We start from the raw sequence: 3,972 nt of genomic DNA on the forward strand, positions 1-3,972 counted from the left end.
GCTGCTGCCTCTGCTCGGCCGCGGCGCGCTGCCTCGGCGAGAGCGTCTGGTCGTTGGCCTGGCTGGTGAGGATCGACGAGGACGGGAAGCCGTTGGGCGTCTGGGAGAAGTCGCCGTTGGCGTACGCCTCGGAGATCTTCATGACCAGGTCGACGTAGGAGCTGGAGTGGTTGTAGCGGTGCACGGCGCTACGGGCGTCACCGTCGGTGGAGAGGTCGCCGGAGCCGGCGCACAGGTAGATGCCGGCGCCCGTGGCCGCGTCGTCGATGTCTTGCGGGTTCTTCTTGCCGTCGTTGTCGGAGTCGATGCCCACCGAGCTCCAGGTGCCCGGGATGAACTGCATGGGGCCGACCGCGCGGTCCCAGACGGTGTCGTTGTCGAACTCGCCGCTGTCGGAGTCGGAGATGCGGGCGACGCCGTTGCCGTTGAGCGGGACGCCGAAGATGCCGGGCTGGGCGAGGCCGTCGGCACTCAGCGCGTTGCCGTTGGTGCGCCCGTGGTTGGACTCGACGCGCCCGATGGCGGCGACGAGGTTCCAGGGGAGCTTGCAGCTCGAGTCGGCCTTGCCGAGCAGCGTCTCGGCGCGGCGGTACGCGGCCAGGGCTGCGGCGGGGATGCCGTTGCTGGAGACGGCGCCGGCGGCGCCGGCACGGGGATCGATGCCGCCCGGGGACTTCTGGACCGTGGCGGGCTCGTCGAACGCCGTGGCCGGGACGTCGGGGATGACGTCGGAGTCGGGGCCGCCGACGGCGAGAGCAAGGCCGGAGTTGGTGACTGCAGCGCCCCACGCGCCGACGAGAACCGCCATCGGCACGAGCGCGCTTGCCTTCTGCAAGCGCGATAGCTGTCGAACCATGTCTCCCTCAAAAACGTCTGGTGACCCAAAGCTTCGGGCCACCGGTGTAAACCGATGTTACCCTTCACCCTCAATCGGGGCAAAAGATAGAGAATACAGTAGAAATCAACGATTTGCCTGACCCGGGGTTACGGACCCCCGACCACCACCAGCGACAATGACCTGGTGATGTCCGCTCCCCACGAACAACCAGAGTCCCAGCGGTGGTTCGACCGCGCCCTCATTGTCTCACCCGGTGGAGTCAACTCCCCAGTGCGGGCCTTCCGAGCGGTCGGAGGCACGCCCCGGTTCATGGTGGAGGGCGAGGGCGCATGGCTCACCGCCGCCGACGGGGAGCGCTACGTCGACCTCGTCGGGTCGTGGGGCCCGATGCTCCTCGGGCACGCACATCCCGAGGTCGTGGCAGCGGTGCAGGAGGCCGTGTCGCGAGGCACGTCGTTCGGAACGCCGAGTCGGCCCGAGGTCGAGTTGGCCGAGGAGATCGTGGAGCGCGCACCGGTCGAGCAGGTGCGGCTCGTCTCATCCGGCACCGAGGCCACGATGTCCGCGCTGCGCCTGGCGCGCGGATTCACCGGTCGCGACATGGTCGTCAAGTTCGCCGGCTGCTACCACGGCCACGTCGATGCTCTGCTCGCCGAGGCCGGCTCGGGTGTCGTCACGTTGGGGCTCCCCGAGACGCCAGGGGTGCCGGCACACGTCACGGCCGACACCGTGGTGCTGCCGTACAACGACCGGGCCGCCGTCGAGGCTGCGTTCGCCGAGCTGGGCCCGCGCATCGCCTGCGTCATCACTGAGGCGGCCGCCGGCAACATGGGCGTCGTCCCGCCCGAGCCCGGCTTCAACGCGTTCCTGTCCGAGACGTGCCGCACGCACGGAGCACTGTTCATCAGTGACGAGGTCATGACCGGATTCCGCGTCAGCCCGTCGGGCCACTGGGGACTCGACGGCGCACTCGAGGGCTGGCAGCCTGACCTCCTCACGTTCGGCAAGGTGATGGGCGGCGGGTTCCCTGCGGCCGCGTTCGGCGGCCGGGCCGACGTCATGGGGCAGCTGGCGCCGAGCGGCCCCGTCTACCAGGCCGGCACGCTGTCGGGGAACCCCGTGGCCACCACCGCGGGCCTCACCACGTTGCGGCTGGCCGACGCCGACGTCTACGCCGCCGTCGACTCGTGGTCTGAGTCGGTGCAGTCTCTCGTCACCGGGGCACTCAAGCAGGCCGGCGTGCCTCACGTGCTACAGACGGCGGGCAGCATGTTCAGCGTCTTCTGGGGCGTCACCGACCCGGTCACCGACTTCGCCGGGGCGCAGGCCCAGGAGACGTGGCGCTTCACCGCGTTCTTCCACGCGATGCTCGACGCCGGTGTCCACCTTCCGCCGAGTGCGTTCGAGTGCTGGTTCGTCTCGGCGGCTCACGACGACGCGACACTCTCTAGGATGGCCGCGGCACTCCCGGAGGCGGCCCGCGCCGCGGCCGCCGCACCCGAACCGACGAGGACGACCTGATGAGCGAGCGACAGCGAGTGAACAATTCGGACCTCGTCGCGCCGCCCCCGTACTCTCGGCTCTTCACGGGGGCGGGGTGATGAGCACCCGAACGATCGTGCATCTGATGAGGCACGGCGAGGTCCACAACCCCGAGGGCGTGCTCTACGGCCGGCTGCCGGAGTACTTCCTGTCCGACCTCGGCCACGAGATGGCCGAGGCAGCGGCCGACTTCCTGTCGAAGAACGAGATCATCCACCTGGTGTCCTCGCCACTGGAGCGGGCCCAGCAGACCGCCGAGCCGCTGTCGAAGCTCCTCGAGGTGGAGATCACCACCGACGAGCGGGTCATCGAGGCCGACAACCTGTTCGAGGGCCGCACCTTCGGCGTCGGCGACGGTGCGTTGCGACGCCCGGCCAACTGGTGGAAGCTGCGCAACCCGTTCCGGCCGTCGTGGGGCGAGCCGTATGCCCATATCGCGAAGCGCATGCGGGCCGCGATCGCCGACGCCCGCGAGGCGGCACGGGGACACGAGGCCGTCATCGTGTCGCACCAGCTGCCGGTGTGGATCGCCCGCCGCTCGTTCGAGCAGAAGACCTTCGTGCACGACCCGCGCAAGCGGCAGTGCTCGCTCGCCAGTCTCACCAGCCTGACGTTCGACGACGACCACTTCGACGGCTTCACCTACAGCGAGCCGGCCGGCCACCTCCTTCCGGAGGAGCTGAGGGGCGGCAAGAAGTTCGTCGGCGGGGCATGAGGCCTGCGCTGCTGCTCGCAGCCGCGGTCGTCCTCGCCGGGTGCAGCGGTGTCGGCACCGAGGGATCGACGGGCGGGTACGTGAGCGGCAACGGATCCATCACCGTCGTCCCGGCCGAGGATCGTGCAAGGGCTCCGACGTTGGCCGGCGACGACCTCGAGGGACGCCCGCTGTCCACCGCCGAGTTCGCCGGAGACACCCTCGTCGTCAACGTCTGGGGCTCGTGGTGCCCGCCGTGCCGCAAGGAGGCACCGGCCCTCGCCGAGGTGTCGAAGCAGTACGCCGATCGCGACGTCACGTTCGTGGGCGTGCTCGTGCGCGACAAGCCGGCTGCCGCCCTCGCCTTCACCCGCAAGCACGAGACGCCGTACCGGAGCATCGCCGACTTCTCCGGCCGCACCCTGCTCGGCTTCGCGAAGTCGCTCCCGTCACAGGCCATCCCCACCACCTGGATCATCGACGACCGCGGCCGCGTGGCGGTGCGCATCATGGACGAGGTCTCGGCCTCGACGCTCGCCGGCCTGATCGACGACGTCCGGGAGTCGACATGATCCAGGACGTCTCCGACACCGTCGCGTCCGGATCGCTGCTGCTGGCGATCCCGATCGCGGTCCTGGCCGGCCTCATCTCGTTCTTCTCACCGTGCGTGGTGCCGCTGCTTCCCGGCTATCTCTCCTACGTCACCGGCGTCGGCGTCCAGGACCTCGACACCGCCCGGCGCGGCCGGCTGCTGCTGGGCTCGTCGCTGTTCGTCCTCGGCTTCACCGTGGTGTTCGTCAGTGGCGGCGCGCTGTTCGGCTCGATCGGCCAGGAGCTCTTCGCGTACCACCGTGAGCTGTCGATCGTCACCGGCGTGCTGGTGATCCTGCTCGGCCTG

At 69.7% G+C, this 3,972-nt stretch carries 5 protein-coding genes; 4 read left to right on the plus strand and 1 reads right to left on the minus strand.

Features of this window, described 5'->3' with window-relative positions; all coding sequences use genetic code 11:
* Window positions 1–835 (minus strand): lytic transglycosylase domain-containing protein (locus ACRDPN_RS01195; protein ID WP_431445498.1); only part of this gene is annotated, 835 nt, incomplete at its 3' end.
* A 189-nt stretch (window positions 836–1,024) separates the two neighbouring features.
* On the opposite strand from ACRDPN_RS01195, the gene hemL reads away from it, so the two are divergent.
* The 4 genes from hemL to ACRDPN_RS01215 form a co-directional block, all read left to right on the plus strand.
* The gene (gene hemL, locus ACRDPN_RS01200) at window positions 1,025–2,359 is read left to right on the plus strand and encodes a glutamate-1-semialdehyde 2,1-aminomutase (protein WP_431445502.1); all 1,335 of its coding nucleotides are present in this window, start codon (window positions 1,025–1,027) and stop codon (window positions 2,357–2,359) included.
* 79 nt (window positions 2,360–2,438) lie between these two features.
* Window positions 2,439–3,095, plus strand: a complete 657-nt coding sequence (locus tag ACRDPN_RS01205; RefSeq protein ID WP_431445499.1) for a histidine phosphatase family protein — start codon at window positions 2,439–2,441, stop codon at window positions 3,093–3,095.
* Window positions 3,092–3,646, plus strand: coding sequence for a TlpA family protein disulfide reductase (locus ACRDPN_RS01210; RefSeq protein WP_431445500.1), 555 nt, complete (start codon window positions 3,092–3,094; stop codon window positions 3,644–3,646). The genes ACRDPN_RS01205 and ACRDPN_RS01210 overlap by 4 nt, the downstream gene beginning before the upstream one ends.
* The coding region (locus tag ACRDPN_RS01215; protein ID WP_431445501.1) for a cytochrome c biogenesis CcdA family protein at window positions 3,643–3,972 on the plus strand (330 nt) is incomplete at its 3' end. The genes ACRDPN_RS01210 and ACRDPN_RS01215, both read left to right, overlap by 4 nt.

Source organism: Aeromicrobium sp., assembly GCF_050700635.1.
Classification (GTDB): Bacteria; Actinomycetota; Actinomycetes; order Propionibacteriales; family Nocardioidaceae; genus Aeromicrobium.